The sequence below is a fragment of the Roseovarius sp. MS2 genome (genome assembly GCF_051447875.1).
GTDB classification, from domain to species: domain Bacteria; phylum Pseudomonadota; class Alphaproteobacteria; order Rhodobacterales; family Rhodobacteraceae; genus Roseovarius; species Roseovarius mucosus_A.
The window spans coordinates 2,487,832-2,503,490 of record NZ_JBKHVF010000001.1 but is presented as its reverse complement, the minus strand read 5'-3'; the positions used below and the strand labels follow the sequence as shown (position 1 = coordinate 2,503,490).

13 protein-coding genes are annotated in these 15,659 nt (G+C 61.4%); 5 read left to right on the top strand and 8 right to left on the bottom strand.

The window, feature by feature from the left end:
* Nucleotides 1-26: 26 nt before the first annotated feature.
* The 3 genes from fliD to ACLGGT_RS12290 are packed head-to-tail and all read right to left on the bottom strand — an operon-like array spanning nt 27 to nt 3,642.
* Entirely contained in the window at nt 27-1,652 is a 1,626-nt protein-coding gene (fliD, locus tag ACLGGT_RS12300; protein ID WP_081507939.1) for a flagellar filament capping protein FliD, read from the bottom strand.
* Nucleotides 1,653-1,711: 59 nt separating this feature from the next.
* Complete coding sequence (locus ACLGGT_RS12295; RefSeq protein WP_437196297.1) at nt 1,712-2,863, bottom strand: flagellar motor protein MotB; 1,152 nt, start codon at nt 2,861-2,863, stop codon at nt 1,712-1,714.
* Nucleotides 2,864-2,880: 17 nt separating this feature from the next.
* Nucleotides 2,881-3,642, bottom strand: coding sequence for a motility protein A (locus tag ACLGGT_RS12290; protein WP_008279922.1), 762 nt, complete (start codon nt 3,640-3,642; stop codon nt 2,881-2,883).
* A 249-nt stretch (nt 3,643-3,891) separates the two neighbouring features.
* Here ACLGGT_RS12290 and ACLGGT_RS12285 point away from each other — a divergent pair, with 249 nt between their 5' ends.
* Nucleotides 3,892-5,370 (top strand): flagellin, encoded by a 1,479-nt coding sequence (locus tag ACLGGT_RS12285; protein ID WP_081507937.1) that lies wholly within the window; start codon nt 3,892-3,894, stop codon nt 5,368-5,370.
* Nucleotides 5,371-5,554: 184 nt separating this feature from the next.
* Entirely contained in the window at nt 5,555-6,877 is a 1,323-nt protein-coding gene (gene rpoN, locus ACLGGT_RS12280; protein ID WP_437196294.1) for an RNA polymerase factor sigma-54, read from the top strand.
* 15 nt (nt 6,878-6,892) lie between these two features.
* On the opposite strand, the gene ACLGGT_RS12275 is transcribed toward rpoN, so the two are convergent.
* Both ACLGGT_RS12275 and ACLGGT_RS12270 read right to left on the bottom strand, forming a co-directional pair.
* A complete protein-coding gene (locus tag ACLGGT_RS12275; RefSeq protein ID WP_437196293.1) occupies nt 6,893-7,591 on the bottom strand; it encodes a PDZ domain-containing protein in 699 nt (232 codons plus the stop codon).
* Complete coding sequence (locus tag ACLGGT_RS12270; RefSeq protein WP_437196292.1) at nt 7,588-8,295, bottom strand: hypothetical protein; 708 nt, start codon at nt 8,293-8,295, stop codon at nt 7,588-7,590. Before ACLGGT_RS12270 ends, ACLGGT_RS12275 begins: the two co-directional genes overlap by 4 nt.
* Before the next feature lie 162 nt (nt 8,296-8,457).
* Between ACLGGT_RS12270 and ACLGGT_RS12265 the strand changes: the two genes are divergently transcribed.
* The 3 genes from ACLGGT_RS12265 (at nt 8,458) to ACLGGT_RS12255 (ending at nt 12,403) form a co-directional block, all read left to right on the top strand.
* The gene (locus ACLGGT_RS12265; protein WP_151978570.1) at nt 8,458-9,024 is read left to right on the top strand and encodes a hypothetical protein; all 567 of its coding nucleotides are present in this window, start codon (nt 8,458-8,460) and stop codon (nt 9,022-9,024) included.
* Nucleotides 9,025-9,253: 229 nt separating this feature from the next.
* Nucleotides 9,254-9,748 carry a hypothetical protein gene (locus tag ACLGGT_RS12260; RefSeq protein WP_081507932.1) on the top strand — a complete coding sequence of 165 codons (495 nt, stop codon included), beginning with the start codon at nt 9,254-9,256 and terminating at the stop codon, nt 9,746-9,748.
* Nucleotides 9,749-9,751: 3 nt separating this feature from the next.
* Nucleotides 9,752-12,403: a hybrid sensor histidine kinase/response regulator gene (locus ACLGGT_RS12255; RefSeq protein ID WP_081507931.1), complete on the top strand. Its 2,652-nt coding sequence runs from the start codon at nt 9,752-9,754 to the stop codon at nt 12,401-12,403.
* On the opposite strand, the gene ACLGGT_RS12250 is transcribed toward ACLGGT_RS12255, so the two are convergent.
* The 3 genes from ACLGGT_RS12250 to flgL all read right to left on the bottom strand — a co-directional run bounded on the left by ACLGGT_RS12250 (nt 12,389) and on the right by flgL (nt 15,655).
* Complete coding sequence (locus tag ACLGGT_RS12250) at nt 12,389-13,459, bottom strand: sigma-54 interaction domain-containing protein (RefSeq protein WP_437196291.1); 1,071 nt, start codon at nt 13,457-13,459, stop codon at nt 12,389-12,391. The genes ACLGGT_RS12255 and ACLGGT_RS12250 overlap by 15 nt on opposite strands.
* 130 nt (nt 13,460-13,589) lie before the next feature.
* Nucleotides 13,590-14,366, bottom strand: coding sequence for a transglycosylase SLT domain-containing protein (locus ACLGGT_RS12245; protein WP_375554084.1), 777 nt, complete (start codon nt 14,364-14,366; stop codon nt 13,590-13,592).
* A gap of 50 nt (nt 14,367-14,416) precedes the next feature.
* On the bottom strand, nt 14,417-15,655 hold the full coding sequence (gene flgL / locus ACLGGT_RS12240; RefSeq protein WP_008279918.1) for a flagellar hook-associated protein FlgL: 1,239 nt from the start codon (nt 15,653-15,655) through the stop codon (nt 14,417-14,419).
* Nucleotides 15,656-15,659 lie beyond the last annotated feature (4 nt).

Genomic DNA, 15,659 nt, shown 5'->3' with positions numbered 1-15,659 from the left:
CATCGTTCCGCGCGCCGTTTTGCGGATCAGCGATCCGCATTCCAGCCTTCCACCAGATTGGTCAGGTAGTCGCCGGTTGAATTGAGCTGGGTCACGATCATTTCCATTTGCGTGAACTGCCCAAGATAGCGGGTGCGCACCTCTTCAGACCGCAAGTTCAGCGCTTCGAGTGCAGTGGTTTCGGTGACAATCGAGGCACCCAGCGCGTCCTCGCGCTGCGCTAGCGCGTTGCCGTCGGCCAGGATGCCCGACAAATAGGATTGCAGGCTGCCAACCATGCTGGGTTGAAAATTGATTTCAGCCCGCTCTGTCCCTGTGCCAACCGTCAACGTCAGGCCGCGCATCGGCCCCGAGGGCACGCGGTAAGTCCAATCGCCATTGGCCTGCGCCGAACCGATCAGGGCCACACCGGCCAGCGTGGCCTCGCCCGTGGCGGCATCGCGGGTCAACGCATAGCGGCCCGCCGTGGCACCGCTGCCGGGTGTTCCACTGATTTGCACAGTCGTACCCACCAGATCGTCACGGATCAGCGGATCAAGCAGCGCCGGATTGGCCGTCAGCGCCGTTGAAAAACGGTCAGCATCAAGCGACAGGCTTCCGTCGCGCTCTGTTCGGATACCAATATCCGACAGATGCACGCCCTTCACGCCAAAGCCACGGGAAAGCACCGATTGCATGCCGCGCAGCACGCCATCGGCCAAGCTGTCACCCGCCAGATCGCCCGCCACGCCACCTTCGCCAAAGCCGCGCGCGGTCAGCGATTTCACAAGGCCCTGCGTGGCGTTGATAATGTCGACAAAGCTTTGCATCACCTCAAGCGCACCCTCGACATTGGCGCGGCCCGACAGGTTGGCATCGCTCAGGGTCTGCCCCGTCACATTGAGGGTCACACCGGGCAAAAGATCGTCGATCTGATTGCTGGAGCGGGTCACGGCAATGCCATTGAGGCTAAGCTTGGCATCCTGCGCGCCTTGCACCTGCACCGCGCCGGGATCGGCGCTGATGTCGAATTGCGCCATGCGCGGATCGGCATCCGCCGCCACGCTGAGGCGCAGCGCGTTCTGCGATCCGGTTTCGGAAATGACGCCCAGCGAAAACGTGCCATCGCCAAGGTCAATGACCCGCGCCGACAGCCCGTCAAGGCTGCTCAGCGCCTCGGCCATGTCGGCAAGGCTGCTGCCGGGTTGAAAGGTGATGGTTTGCGCCGTCCGTGTCCCGGCGCTGAATACGGGCGGAACATCCGCCGACCAGTTGCCGAATTCCACCGTCAGCGCGCCTGCGCCAATCTCGGCCTCGGCCTCGGAAAAGCCAACAAAGCTCAGCACCTGCGATTGCGCCAGTTGCGAGACGCCAATGCGCGCGTTTTGGAGGTCTACCTTGCCCGGATCGCTGACCGTGACCGAAACGGCGCTGTTGTCACTGCTCAGACTGCGAGACGAGAGGCCGCGCATCAATTCCAGCGCACCGCCCATCTGTTCGGCCTGTCCGCGCAGACGGTCATAGCCCGACAGGCGCACCTCGGCCCGGTCGATGCGCTCGGCGATCAGCGCCCGCCGGGGCGCGATTTCGGCCTGCGTGAGCGAGTCAGCCAGTTCCGCGATATTGATGCCGGTGCCGCCGCGATTGAGCGCGGTCAGAATCTCGTTTTCCATGATAAGCCCTCTTCGCCCCTGACAACGGCGCGCAACGCCGGGCTGTTAGCCCCGACGCCTCAATAGGTAATCTCAATCTCGATCCGGCGGTTCTGTGCCCGGCCCGCTGCAGTGTCATTCTCAGCCACGGGCAGGGATTCACCCCGGCTGGTCGCGGTCAGACGCTCGGGTTCGATCAGCCCTGAGCCCGACAATTCACGCACGACCGACGATGCCCGCGCCGCCGCGAGCCCCCAATTGTCGCGATAGGGCGACGCGCCACCAAGTGGCACCGAATCTGTATGCCCGGTCACGACAATCTCGCTGGCTTCGCCCATCGCGGCAAAGGCCAGACGTGCCATGACATCGCGCGCCTCGTCCGTCAGGTCGGCCCCGCCCGAAGGAAAGGCCCCGCCTTCGCCCACGGTAATCACCACTTTGTCCTCGCGCTGTTCGACCGATACCAGCCCCTCGCCGATTTCTTGCTGCAAGGCGACCTGGAGTTGCGCATCGGCAATGGCGGCGCTGCGCGCGGATTGGCCGGCTTGGGTTTCTGCCTCGGCCTTGCCCTGCATAACCTCGGCCATCTCTTGTATACTGTCCGCAAGCCCTTGCATCATCACATCCGATGTGGATTGCCCGGTCGCCTCTGCGGCCTGTTGCAGGGCCTCGGCGGCCTCGGTCAACTGTCCCGGCAGGCTTTGGGCATCGGGGGCATCAAAGGTCATCACCACTTCACCGTCGCGGGTCTCGACCTTGACCTGACCAGACTGCAACGCCTCTTGCAAAGCCTCGGCCATTTCGCGCGCCTCGGATTGACCGGGCGCATCGGCCCCCTCGCCCTCGGCAGCGCCCTTGCCATCCTCTTCCGTCACCGGACGCTGGATTTCGGGCTGCTCTGTCTCGGTCGTGTCTTGCGTCATCTGTTCAGTGACCGACATCTCGGGTGACGGGCTAAAGGACAGATCCAGAATCGTGGTGCCCTTGGGCTGCTCCATCACCGGCACCTGCCGTTGAACCCCAAAGGCCATGCTAAGCGAGCCTGCCACCATCTTGAACTTGGGTTGGTTGAACTCGGCAAAGGACAAAATCAAAACAAAGAACGCCATCAGCAGCGTGGCGATATCGGCAAAGGTCGCCATCCACGCCGGTGCGCCCTTGGGCGGGCATTTCGGGCACTCGTCCTCGGGGTCCTCGACGGGCACCGGCAGGGGAATGGGTTTGCGCGCCATGGCTCAGACCACCTTGCCTAGGCCGCGAGCAGTTTGGTTTGCAGCTTGGGCGGCAGCACCGCGACCATCTGCTCTTGAACGTTGCGCCCGGATTCACCCTTGGCGATATTGCGCAGGCCCGCCAGAACCATATCCCGATACGCGGTTTCACTAGCGGTATATCCCTCCAGTTTGGACAGAACGGGGCCGACCATCACATTGGCAATGAAAGCCCCGTAAAGCGTGGTCAAAAGCGCCACCGCCATCGCGGGGCCAATGGCCTTGGGGTCGGCCATGTTGCCCAGCATCTGCACCAGACCAATCAGCGTGCCGATCATACCCATGGCGGGGGCGATGTCGATCCAACCGCGCAGCGCTTCATGCACTTCGCCGTGGCGCACCTTCATCGCCTTGATCTCATCAGAAAGTTGCTTGACCAGCTTGGACTCGTCCGCGCCATCCACCAACATCTGCAATCCCTTGGAAAAGAACTTGTCGGGCACTTCCTGATTTTCCAGCGCCATAAGGCCATTCTTGCGCGCGACATCCGACAACTCGACCATCTTGGTGATCAGCTCTTCCTTGCTTGGTGCCTTGGGCATGAACGCCTTGCCCACCGCGCCAAAGCTGCGCAGGAAAATTGGCATGGTGCATTTGTACATGACGGCAAAGAACGTCCCGCCGAACACGATCAGGATCGACGCCACGTCGATGAACGGCCCCAGACCGCCCGCAGCCAGCATTGAGCCGACCACCATTCCCAGCGCACCGATCAAACCGATGAGCGACGCAATATCCATTGACGGGACTCCCTGAAAAGCGTGGCAACCGGCACTCTGCCAGGTCTCGCAAGAGAAGGGGCAAGAACCATACCAAGCCGATCAGGGTTAGGCGCAAAAGTATTAATTCATTTAGTTACAGACACTTAAAACGATTTTCGGAAATCTCACTAAACATTTTCCGCCGCCGCCGTTGCTCTTGTCAAGCGCTGGGCAGCGTACAGCCAGCAAGCGCCGGCAAACGTAACAAGCCAACTCAGGAGACTGAAAATGACCACGATCAATACCAACATGAGCGCGATCACAGCGCAGGCCAACATGACCCGCGTTAACGATGACATGAACGCGGCCATGAGCCGCCTGTCGTCGGGCCTGCGCATCAACGCCGCCAAAGACGACGCCGCCGGCATGGCCATCGCGGAAAAGATGACCTCGCAGATCACCGGCCTCAACCAAGCCGTTCGTAACGCCACCGACGGCAAGAACCTGCTGGACACGACTGAAGGCGCGCACGTCGAAGTTTCGAACATGCTTCAGCGTCTGCGGGAACTGGCCGTTCAGTCGTCGAACGACACCAACACCGCTTCTGACCGCTCGAACCTCGGGGCCGAAGCCAAGCAGCTCGTGACCGAAATCAACCGCGTCGCCAAAGACACCACCTTTAACGGTATGAAAATTCTTGACGGTTCTTACACAGGCAAGCAGTTCCAGATCGGTGCTGACGCGGGCCAGGTGCTGAACATCAGCGTGGACAGCGCCGCTGCCACCGACATCGGTGCGCATACTGTGACGTCCAACGTATCGCTGGCCGCAGGGGCAGGCACCAGCGACACCGGCATCACCGCCGCCTCGACCATCAACATCACCGGCTTTGCCGGCAGCGCAGAACTGACCACCAGCGCAGGCCAATCGGCCGAGGAAATGGCCGCCGCGATCAACAATGTCAGCGCCTCGACCGGCGTCACCGCATCGGCCACGACCAACCTCGAACTGTCAAGCTTCTCTGCCGCCGACACCGTCACCTTTGACGTCAATGGCGTGAACATCGGCACCGTGGCTATCTCGGACACCTCCGATCTGCGCGGCGTTGCCACCGCGATCAACAACCAGTCGGGTCGGACCGGTGTGACTGCGACCATGGGTGATGACAATTCCAGCATCAAGTTGACGGACGCCACCGGTGCCGACATCCTGATCACCGATTTCACCACCGGCACCGGCGGCTCGACAATGGCTGTGACCGCCCAGAACTCGGATGGCACTGCTGCAGGCGCAACCGCAGGCACCCATACGGCCACGCTGGACGACACCGACAACGATGTTGCCGTCAGCGGTCAGGTGGAACTGAGCTCGACCAAGCAATTCTCTGTGGGCACAGACGAGACCACCGCCGGGGAAGTGTTCTTTGAATCGGCTGCCACGACATCCGAACTCAGCTCTGTTGCTGAAATCGACCTGACAACGCTGGAAGGCGCCGCAAGTGCCCTCAAGGTGATCGACGTAGCCCTGCAAAAGGTTAGCCAATCGCGCTCTGACCTCGGTGCCGTGTCCAACCGCCTCGACAGCACGATCTCGAACCTGACCAACATCACGGTCAACGTTCAGGCCGCACGTTCGGGGGTCATGGATGCCGACTTTGCCAAGGAATCGTCCGAGATGGCACGGTCGCAGATTCTGTCCCAGGCCAGCACAGCAATGCTCGCACAGGCCAACCAGTCGGCCCAGGGCATGCTCTCGCTGCTCCGGTAAACGTCGAAATCTCGACAGTATCGAAAGAACCCCAACGGTATCGTTGGGGTTTTTTCATTTTAATCAAAGGGGGTTAGAAGGTTTTTCCGTCAATGGATCGACACCGTCCAAAGCGTCGAATTCCGAGTCTTCAGTCTAACGGCAGGCCAGATAGGTATTTAAGCACGAGATTGGAGAAAAATCGATGAACCTGCAAATTTCTCAGCGCGCCGCCCAGACTCAGGGGCTTGTGATGACCGGCCACATGCAACAGGCGATTGCCCTGCTGCAACTGTCCAACACCGACTTGCAACGCTATATCGAGCAAGAAGCCGAGGAAAATCCCTTTATCGAGGTGGCCCGCTCTGAACGCGCCCTGCCCAGCCTGCCGCATGTTGGCGGCAAAGGAGCGGATGCCGATGACGCGACCGGGCGTATCGCCGATCACCCGCTCTCGCTCTATGCGCATGTCGCGGCCCAGTTCGACCTCATGTTCAATTCTACCCAAGACCGTCTGATCGCGGATCGCTTTCTAGAAGCCCTCGACGAGAATGGCTGGTTGGGTGAGCCGCTGGAAGAGATCGCCTTTGCCTGCGCCCTCGATATGACCGAGGCCGAACATATGCTGCACGCGGTACAGGCGGTCGAGCCTGCTGGCCTCTTTGCCCGCACCCTCGCCGAATGTCTGGCCCTTCAAGCCGAGGATCAGGGGCTGATGACGCCGCTCTTTCGCGCCGTGCTCAACAATCTGCCGCGTCTTGCGGCCGCTGATCTTACTGGTCTGGCCCGTGTTTGCGCCTGCACCATGGACGACCTGCGCGCGACGCTGAAACAACTGCGCAGCCTCAACCCCAAACCCGGCGCTGATTTCCACGTCGCCAATCTGATCGAGCGCGAGCCCGATCTGATCGTCAGCCGTGGCGCATCAGGCTGGAAGGTTGAACTCAACCGCTCGACCCTGCCCGCCGTTCTGGTCGACGAGGAAAGCGCCGCCGTCGCAACCCAAGACAAACGCGCCCGTGAATATGTCGGTGAGCGTCTTGGCGTCGCCCGCTGGCTGCGCCGCGCGGTCGAGCATCGCAATCAGACCGCCCTTGCCGTAGGGGCCGAAATCGTGCGCCGTCAGGCTGCGTTTCTCGAACATGGCCCCGCCAAGATCGCGCCGATGACACTGGCCGATGTGGCGCAGACGATTGGCGTGCATGAAAGCACCGTCAGCCGCGTGACCACGGGCATCCTGATGGTCACCCCGCAAGGCACCATGGGCCTCAAGCGGTTCTTCAGCACCGCTCTCGCCGGGGATGCTGATGGCGAAGGCGGGGCCTCTGCCGCCGCTGTGCGTTATCGCATTCAAAAGATGGTCGCGGGTGAAGACCCCACCAATCCGCTGAGTGACGATGCCATCGCCCAGATGATCAGCGCTGATGGTCCGGTTCTGGCCCGTCGCACGGTCGCAAAATACCGCGACATGCTGCATATCCCCTCGTCTTTTCAGCGCAAGCGTCAGGGCAAGCTGAACGGCATGTAAGGAACGGTCGGGGCGTCAGCGCGCCTCGACAGGCTTTGGCACCGACCGCACTGGCGCGTGGACAAACCGCAAGTCTGGTGCCAGCGTGTTCATCTGCCGATGCAATTCACGCTCTGAGCGTGCCGCGATGACCCGCCATAGGCGAAAGCCCCGCGCCATGCGATCCGTGCGCACCAGCATCGGCGCCGCGCGCCAGAAATAGACGCAGATAAGCATCTGAAGCGCTGCCCCAGCGATCCATCCCAAGGGCACAGAGACCAGCGTCAAGGCCGCCCATAGGATGAGTGGCGTCCAGAGCCGCATCTGGATCATGTAAAGCGGCGGCAAGAGCGCGACAACCGACGGCGTCCGGGGCTGCGCATCATAGGTCTCGTCCGGGCCAATCATCACGTCAAAGTTTTGCATCCGGTCCGTCGGGCTGTGATCCGGCAGGGTGACGATCACCTCGGGCTTTGGCATCACGCGCCAACGTCCCAGAATGGCGCTGCGCCCCAGAACCGGCCAAACCTGTCCGTCCCGCCAGATCCACAGCGCGCGCGCACGATCGGGGTGTTCGCGGAACAGCGCCTGAATATCCTTGGTTTTGCCGTCGACCGCGTGCCCGTCCACCCGCAGCAGGATGTCACCGGGCCGCAAGCCCAGCGCCTTTCCTTGCGGATTGACCGACGCCAGCGCGAGCGCACTGGCGCGAGGAGATGGATCAGAAAGGCTCATCCACCGAGCCTCCTAGGGAAAGCCAAAGGGATTCGGCTCGGCCCGGGCCTGTGGTTTTTTGCGGGCGGGGGCTTGGCGACAGGCTTGGCAGGGGCCGCCGCGCTTTGGGTGACAGGTTGGGTCACGTGCGCCCGCTCGGCCAACATGCGCGTTATGGCCAGTTGCAGATCCGACAGACCCTTGGCAAAGGCATCTCGTGTTTCGCCATGGCTGGCCTCGATCCGGTCCACCAAGCCGCGCAGCATCTGCGGCGCAGCCGGGTCTTCGGTGCCAGATATGGCCTCGGCCAGACGTGCGGTCTCGGCGGTCATAGCCGCCTCCAGCCGCTCAAGCCCTGCGGTTTGTGCCGCCTCAATCGCCGCAACCTGCGCCGACATATCGCCCAAGGTCTCAAGCTGTGCCTGTAAATCCCCCACGGATTTTGAGAACACAGTCAAAGCCTCGATCTGCGTCGCCGTTGCAGTGCGCATATCCGAGAGGGTCCGCAGATAGACCAACCCTGCCAGTGCAACACACAGCACCGCCGCAGCCACCACACCGAACAAAAGCGGCTTCATGCCCTTGGCGAATTTATCCAGCCGCGCGGCGGCGGCCAATGTCTCGGTGGATACGCGCGCCACGTCCTCGGCGCTATCATTGGCGGCGGTTGCCGCCTCCAGCGCCAGTTGAATGCTGTTTTCCAGCTCGGTCGGGGGGGTGCTCATGCGGGAATCCTTTGGATGTTGCGGATTGCCGGGGGGCCCGGCCTTGGCCTTAGCGTGCAGGGTTCATGCCAAGTGAACCACTAACATTCCCCCAAGGTCTGTCGTTGACACAGCTAGACCCGGACCCAAGATCGAGAGCCGCATATGCACAGCCAAACATTCATGACTGACACCGTTGCCCCCCGCGCCGATTGCCGCCCTCGCTGCGCGAGCCATGGCCATGTCTGTAGTGCAAGTGCCCCCTTTGCATTGCTCACGCTGGGCGCGCGAACCTACGAGATCGCCGAAGCGAATGGCGAGGGCGAACGCCTCGCCTTTCGTGCCCAAGGCCAGCAGGAATGGTGCGCACTCGACCGGCGCATTGCCGATGGCTGGATCGAGGTGGGATCAGATATTCTCTTGCTTGATCCCGATGTCCTCTTTGATTTCCTGATGACCCATGCGGTGCGGACACAGACAGCGCAGCAACCGCCCTATGACATGGCCTTTGATACGCTCGGCATCAAATGGTCGGCCCGGCTGTTGCAAGACCGCGATGGCGAAGTGTGTTTCAGTGATGGTCTATGGCAGCATGCGCGGCTTGGTCTTAAGGCCCCTCAGGATGGGCGCGAACGCGCGATCATGGTCCTGATCGCCGCCCTGCCCGATGCCCGCCAACGATTCGAGCCGCATATCACCAACTGGGCACGTCGCATCGCCCAAGGTGTGCGCGTCATGCCGATCATGTGACGTTACGTCGACCGCTCAAGTCTTGGGCGCAGAAGTAAACATAGGAATAAAACTCACGTTTATGTGAGACACCCCCTGAACAGTGTATGCGTTGATTTCGCTACACTTTTGTCAGGCGTTACTATCTTTAGATATCTCGATACCTTTAGATAGCGCCCCCTCATCCAAAAACTCTGTTAAAACGCAGCAGGCGATCCAGCCCTGTTCCGGTATCCAAAAGAGACACACAATGAACCGTAGATTTTTTCTGACCCTCGCAGCCCTTGGCCTTAGCCTTGCTCAGACCGTCGCGAGCCCTGCTTTCGCCGACGAGGTCATCTTGACCGTCAATGACCTGCGCAGTGGCCAGACCAAGACATTTACCGAGGCGGATCTTCTCGCTTTGCCGCAGCAGAGCTTTGAGACGACAACGATCTGGACAGATACCACGCCCAAGACCTTTTCTGGTCCGTCGCTTATGGCCGTGCTTGATGCCGCGGGCAGCGCGCCGGGCACTCTGCGCGTCTATGCGATCAACGACTATAACGTGACCTTCCCCGAGGCGCGGCTGGAAGAGAACGTGCCGATCCTTGCCGCGCGCATTGATGATGCCGCCTTTTCCGTGCGAGAAAAAGGGCCGCTCTGGCTGGTCTTCCCGTATGATTCCGACACCCGCTACCAGAGCGAAGAGTATTTTACCCTCAGTGTTTGGCAGTTGAACAAGATTGACATTCTTGCGGAATGACCCGTGCTGACCTCTCAACCAACAGGCGCTGGACCCGATAAGGTCTTTAATACGACCAAGCGTCTATCGGCGCAGATTCTGCTGTTCCTGATGCTGGTTGCAAGCATCGCGCTGCTTGTCAGCGCGATGGCCTTTCAGCAGCGCCTTGATGCCATTCGATCCGCCAACACCGACAATGGCGGCTGGGTCGTGGCCCAGCTCGAGGTGGATCACTTGGGCCTCATGCAAACCCTGGACAACGCGGTTCTCGGGACACGGCCCGATATCACCGCCCCCCTCACATCGGACACACTGACCAAGGTAAAGCGCGAGTTTGACATCTTTTACAGTCGGGTGGACATTTTCACCGCGACGCTTCAACGCATGGCCGTGTCTGATGACCTTTTGAACCGGGTTGAACGGCTCAAGGTCGCGCGCGAACGTCTGGCCAACCGGATCGATGCAATCAAAGAGGATGACCCAAAGGCACTCGAGGCCTTTCGTACGGCCGTTGATGCGACCTATCCGATGGTGCGTGACATCACCGTCGCAGGGCTCCAAGAGATCACCATCGAAACCTCGCGCGCACGCGTTGAGGAGCAGCGCCTCTTTGTGCGCTTTTTCATCCAATCCCTGTTGCTCTTTTGTCTGATGGCCATCGGCGCCGTTCTGGCAGTGCGTCTCTGGCGAGAGCTTGAGCGGCGCACGGCGGAAACCGGGCGCATCGCGGCCATGCTCTCGACCGCGTTCAATTCGACCATGAACGCGGTTATCGTGACCGATCCGCAATCGCGCATCCTCTATAGCAATGCGCGCGCGCAACGTCTTTTGGGGTATACCGCCGAAGATTTGCAGACCATGCGCGCTGAAGACATCCTGATTTTTGATCCCACCGTTCCGCGTGACACCGTTGAGGGCCTCGCGCCGCGCGAAAAGGCTCCTTTTGTCGCCGCCTGCCGCAGCGCGGTTGGGCGAGAGATCCCGGTGGATTTCGCGATGGTCGAGGATCACGATATTTCAGGTCATCCTATCGTCATTCTTTTCATCCGCGACATCTCGGTACAGGTCGAAGCCGAAACCAACCTGCGTGCCGCGCTGGTTCAGGCCGAACAGGCCGCCCGCGCCAAAAGCATGTTTCTGGCGACCATGAGCCACGAAATGCGCACACCCTTGCATGGATTGATGGCCTCGTTGTCGTTGATCAACGAAACCGACATGTATCCCGAAAATCGCGCCTTGCTCAAAACTGCGCGCGATTGCAGCGCCCGCGCATTGGTCCAAGTTGATGATGTGCTCGAACTGACCCGGCTGGGCGAGAGCACGGAAACGCCCGTGCCGTTCAACCCCGCGCGTATCGCTGCCGATATCGTGGATGAATTGCAGCCGCTCGCAAAGAAAGCCCAAAACAGGATCGAGTTGATCACCCACGGCGACTTTGACAGTCACCGGCTGGAAGGGCTGCCCAATGCTTTTTCCCGCACGCTTTACAATCTGGCGGGAAATGCCGCCAAATTTACCAAAAATGGCGTCATTTCCATACGGCTCAGCCTGGGTGGCCATGCCCCCGACAATCTCGATCTGACGGTCGAGGTCGAGGATACCGGCATCGGCATTGCCCCCGAAGATCAGAAGCGCATTTTCGAGAGCTTCGAGACTGTGGGGCGCAGCGAGGTGAATTCTGCAATGGGCACCGGTCTGGGCCTGCCCATCGCCAAACTTGCGATCGAACGGCAGGGCGGCGCGCTCGGGCTCTTTAGCACGCCGGGCGTCGGCAGCCGCTTTTTCTTTACGATCCCCCTGCGCCTGTCACAGGCACCACAGAACCAGCCTGCGCCAGCCCTCTCGACTTTGAAGCGCGCGATTCACGAAACCCCCAAGCGGATCCTCGTGGTTGATGACAATGACATAAACCTAACCTTGATGACCGAAATGGTCCGGCGCATGGGCCATAGCCCAGACACAGCCACCAATGGTCAAGAGGCGCTGGACAAGGCGCAGGCGCAAGCGTTCGACGTGATCCTGATGGATTTCTCCATGCCGGTGATGGACGGGCCCACAGCGGCCAAAATGATCCGCGCCTCTGGTGGGCCATCCGCGCAGGCTGTGATCATCGGCGTCACCGCCCTCATCGGAGCGCATACCGGCGACGAACAGGCGGTTGCGATGGACAATATCCTGACCAAACCCGTTGGGCAGGAACACCTTGCCCGTGCGATCCGCGACACCCGCCGCGACGTGATCCCAGACGTCACGCCACCGGACGAAGGCGAAGGCGAAGGCGACGGCGTAGACGACGATCTTCTGGCCGAAAGCAGGGATGCCGCGACGATGCTGCATGATCTGGGCGAAATGGTGGGCCACGACACCGCGCTGCGTCTGGTCCGCACCACCCTAAGCGATGCCGAAGCAGCGTTTACAGCGATGATCGACACGGACCTCTCGCTTGAAGACAAGGCGTTGATCATCCACAAGGCGGTCGGATCGACCGGCATCATCGGATTGGAGGAATTGACAGAAACCCTGTCAGAGGCGGAAACCCTCGCACGGGCGGGCACAGACCCGGGCACCAGCGAACTTGTCCCCGCCGCAAAGGCGCTATTGCAAGAGGCGCGCAGCGATTTTGCGCCGCTGTTGCAGGCGCAAAACAGCTCCGACAGGCCCTCAGAGACCGTCTGACTCAAGGCCCAGCTTCTGCATACGGCTGATGAGCGTGGTCCGCTTGAGCCGCAGCATTTCCGCTGCGCGGGTGACACGCCCGTCGCTCAGTTCCAGTGCCGATTGGATCACCTTGACCTCGACCCGCTGCAACATGGTGCGCAGGTCCAGCGATCCGTTGCCGGCCAGCATCCCTTTGAGATCGGTCACCCCTTCCGGCAGCGCCTCGACCGCCGGTTCCGGCACCGCCGGAGCCCCGCCAGCAAAGCTCAACCGAGGTGCCATAGCGATACGCGCCTCAGCCGCGGTGATTGTCCGGTTGCGGAACAAGATCTGCGCCCGGTCGTGAAAATTGCGCAATTCACGCACATTGCCGGGCCAGTCCTGCGACATAAGCAACGCCAGCGCGCAGGGCGTCAGTTGCAATGTACTGCCGCCCCGGCTGCCCTGCTCCATGGTGCGCAGGATTTGTGGGATGTCCTCTGCATGTTCGCACAGCGCGGGCACACTAAGGCTAAAGACCTCGATCCGAAACAAAAGGTCCTCGCGGAACCGCTTTTGGGCAACGTCTTGCTGCAAATCACGATGCGTGGCGCTTAGCAGGCGAAAATTGACCGGAATCGGCGCGCCGCCCCCAACCCGTTGAATGGTCTGGGTTTCCAGCGCGCGCAGCAGTTTGACCTGCACATGCAACGGCGTCTCGCCAATCTCATCAAGAAAGAGCGTGCCGCCCTCGGCCTGTTCGATCAATCCGATCCGTTGGGCTGTGGCCCCCGTGAACGATCCCTTTTCATGGCCAAAGAGTTCGGATTCCAGCAGATCGGCGGGAATGGCCCCACAGTTGACCGGGATCATCGGCCCTGTGCGCCCCGACATGAGGTGCATCGCATTGGCAACAACCTCTTTGCCCGCCCCGGTCGGCCCGTTGATCAGAACCGGCACATCGCTAGGGGCGATGATGCTGATCGCCTGTTTCAACCGCCGCATCACGGGCGCGTCGCCCACGAGCACAGCGTCTAGACGCAGGTCGATGGGAAACTGTTCCGTGATGGAAGAGGTGGGCCAATAACTCGTCATGAACTGCGCTCCGGTATACAGAGGGATATACCACCGCTATAGCAGCATCTCTGACGATCCTTGCACGGGCAAAAGGAGTCTCGAGACTCTCTAAAGATAGATTTCCGACGCAAGGATACGCGCGACACGTTCAGCGGCGCGTCTTTTGCAGGGTCTTGCGCATGGGCATCACCGGCACTGCGCCTTCGGGAAGAGAAGCGGTTTCCCAATACCGCACGTTCTGCACCCGGCTGACAAGCGGCGCGGCCCCGGCAAAACGCCGGTCCTCACGCGGTGCCGGGTCTGCAAGGCGCGGCGCTTCGCGTGGGGGAAGGCTTGGCCCTGTGACCATCGGCGCGGCGCGCGCAACCTCGGACTGTCGTTCCACAGCTGGCATCGCCTCGACCGGGCCTAGCCGCGCCATGACAGCCTGCACGCGCCCCAGATAAGCCGCGCCGCGCCGTGGATCGCGGGAATGGTAATAGCGCGTTGCCGCGTCCCAACTGCCGGTTTCCGCGCGCAATTCGCTTAGGTATCGGGCGGCGTATTCTATATTCTGTACAGGGTCGATCATCTCTTCGAGAGTGGCGAAATTATCGCCATGCCAGCGATAATTGAGCTGCATACAGCCCACATCAAACCCCCGAACCCCGCGCGAAACCAACTGTCGCAGATGGGTCAACGCCTCGTCTTTGCCTGAGTAGTAATAGCCCTTGCCCCGCACATTCGAGGTCCAGGCCCAGGCCCGTGTCCCGGTGTCGCCCAGTGCCCGCCCCGATTCTGTGCGCGCGATGGCGCGCAACAGGCCCTTGGGCAAACCATGACGCTCAGCGGCCTGCGTCGCCAGCGCCTCGCAATTCGCGGGGCTGGCGGATGAAAGGGACGGCACCCAGAAAAGCGCCACACACAGAAGGATAAGATGTCTCATGCCCCCGCGTTGCAAGCGTCGGGCCAAGTTTGGCACAAGGCCCGAAAACCTCAGCGCAGGAAGTCGAACAGGCTTTGCTGGGTGATGCGCACATAGGCCTGTTGCGTGGCGTCCCGCGTCAGCATGGATTGCTGAAGCCGCGTCAGCGCATTGGCAAGATCAAGATCCTCCAGCCCTGACACCGCTTGGCTCATCGCCAGCTTGCGGTTGTCGATCACATCCGATTGCCGCGCGGCATCCGCCGACAGCGCCCCCAATTGCGTGCGTTGGTCGATCAGATGCTCTGACGCCCCGCGCAACCGATCAATCACCGCATCCCGCGTACGCGCAAAGGGCACCAGCGCTTGCGTCCCGCCTTCGGCGTCGCGTGCCACCATCAACACCCCGCCTGCATCGGGCGCGCGCGCGATATTCGAGACCTTCACATCGCCCTGAGCCGTGAGCATCAGACCACCCGTCTCGGGATCAAGCGCGGCGCTGATGCCGGTGGCTGCGGTCTGGGCATTGATCGCCTCAACCGCCCCTGACATGGCCCCTTCTGCGGCGACAAATGGAATCGTCGTAGATCCCAAAGGCCCCTCCAGCGTCATGGACCACGCAGCCGGCGCACGGCTCAGGGTCAGATCAAGGTCAAGCTGGCCCGCACCCGTGACGCTGGCGCGCGGCGCACTGCTCGCTGTGCCAAGGCTGGCCAGAAAGTCGTCGATCACGGCAAAGACATCGCCGCCTTCAGACCCGATCGCAAACACCGCATCCCCGCTCAGCCCTGTTGGCAGGCTCAGGGATTCCGAAACCTGCAAGCGCGATTGCCCGCCATCGCCCTGATAGACCACGCCGCCCGGCCCATCGCGAAACGGATCGGATTGCGTGCCATAGCCGCCAAAGAGCGCACGGCCGCTCTCGTCGCGGGCATTGGCAAGGCCCAAGAGGCTGTCGCGCAGCGCCCGCACCTCGGTGCCGATACTGTCGCGCTCGGTCGCCGTCGCCGTGTCCGATGCCGCACGCAGCGCCAACTCGCCCACCCGGCGCATGACATTGCCCGCCTCGCTCAGCACCGTGTCGGCCTGATCCAGCCGCGCCCCAGCGCGTTCAAGATTGTTGGAATAACGATCCAACGCCTCTTGCTGTTCTTTGGCCGCCGACAGGCGCAAGGCGCGCACCGGATCGGCAGAGGGGCGGGGATCATTCACGCCAGAGGAAATCTGCCCCTGAAGATCGGAGATCCGCTCATTGACCTGCGACAGGTTGCGTGTGGTGACGTTGTGAAAAAAACTGGTGCCGATACTCATTCAA